The organism is Paraburkholderia ferrariae NBRC 106233, from assembly GCF_000685035.1.
Classification (GTDB): domain Bacteria; phylum Pseudomonadota; class Gammaproteobacteria; order Burkholderiales; family Burkholderiaceae; genus Paraburkholderia; species Paraburkholderia ferrariae.
In genome coordinates this window covers 1-1,551 of record NZ_BAYB01000052.1, presented here as the reverse complement: position 1 = coordinate 1,551, position 1,551 = coordinate 1, and the positions used below count along the sequence as shown (strand labels likewise).

Below are 1,551 nucleotides of genomic sequence, written 5' to 3'. Positions count from 1 at the left end.
ACCTTCATCAGTTCGCCACGGACTTCCTTTTCGCTCTTGCGCTGCGCCTCCGGCTGCCCGAGGTTCTCCATGATGATCGACGCGCCCAGATTGCTCGTGGCGATGATGATCGTGTTGCTGAAATCGACCACGCGGCCCTTGCCGTCGGTAAGGCGGCCGTCGTCGAACACCTGCAGCAGGACGTTGTACACGTCCGGGTGGGCCTTTTCGATCTCGTCGAGCAGGATCACGCTGTACGGGCGGCGCCGCACGCGCTCGGTCAACTGGCCGCCCTCGTCGTAGCCCACGTATCCCGGCGGCGCACCAATGAGCCGCGCCACCGCGTGACGCTCCATGTACTCGCTCATGTCGATGCGGATGATGGCCTGCTCGTCGCCGAACACGCTTTCTGCAAGCGCCTTGGCGAGTTCGGTCTTGCCCACGCCGGTCGGTCCGAGGAAGAGGAAGGTGGCAATCGGGCGATGCTCCTGGCCGAGGCCCGCGCGCGAGAGGCGCACCGCATCGCTCACGGCGACCACGGCGTCGCTCTGGCCCACCACGCGTTCGCGCAGCCTGTCTTCCATCTTGAGCAGTTTCTGGCGCTCTTCCTGCGTGAGTTCCGCAACCGGAATGCCGGTGAGACGCGAGACCACTTCGGCAATCGACGCTACGGTGACTTCGAGCGTTTCGGAGCCCGTCTTGCGCTGCCACGCCTCCATTTTCTCGTCGAGTTGCTTCTGTTTGTCGGTAATGCGCTCTTCGAAATTTTTGGCTTCGTCGAAGCGTTTGCGCGAGGAGGCGTAGTCCTGCTCGCGCTTCAGTTGCACGATCTCGGCTTCGAGCTCCTGAATATCGGCGGGGCGCGAAGTCGCGCTAATGCGCACGCGTGCCGCAGCCTGGTCGATCAGGTCGATGGCCTTGTCGGGCAAAAACCGCGACGTGATATAGCGATCGGAAAGCTCGGCGGCGGCAACGAATGCATCGTCGGCGAAGGTCACCTGGTGGTGCGCCTCCAGTTTGTCGCGCAGACCGCGCAGGATCACGATGGTCTGATCCACCGTCGGCTCCGGCACGAGCACGGGCTGGAAGCGCCGTTCGAGCGCGGCGTCCTTTTCGATGTACTTCTGGTATTCGTTGAGCGTCGTGGCGCCGATCAGGCTCAGTTCGCCGCGCGCGAGCGCGGGCTTGAGCACGTTCGCGATGTCGAGGCCGCCTTCGCCGCCACCCTGTCCGGCGCCGACAATCGTATGAAGCTCGTCGATGAAGAGAATCAGTTCGTCCTGTTTCGCCGTGACTTCGTCGATCAACTGCTTCGCGCGCTCTTCGAACTCGCCGCGATACTTCGCGCCTGCGACCATCGAATTGATGTTCACTTCCACCAGGCGCTTGCCGCGCAGCACCTCGGGCACGTCGCCGTTCACGATGCGCTGCGCGAGGCCTTCCACGATTGCGGTCTTGCCCACGCCCGGCTCGCCGATCAGCACCGGGTTGTTCTTCTTGCGCCGTGCAAGCACTTCGATGGTGTTCTCGATTTCCTGCGCGCGCCCGAGCACCGGGTCGAGCTTGCCCTGG

Annotated in this window: 1 protein-coding gene; it reads right to left on the bottom strand. The window is 63.6% G+C overall.

Annotated features, from left to right (window positions below; all coding sequences use genetic code 11):
* A partial coding sequence (locus tag BFE01S_RS34230) for an ATP-dependent Clp protease ATP-binding subunit (protein ID WP_028229373.1) occupies nt 1-1,551 on the bottom strand: 1,551 nt, incomplete at both ends.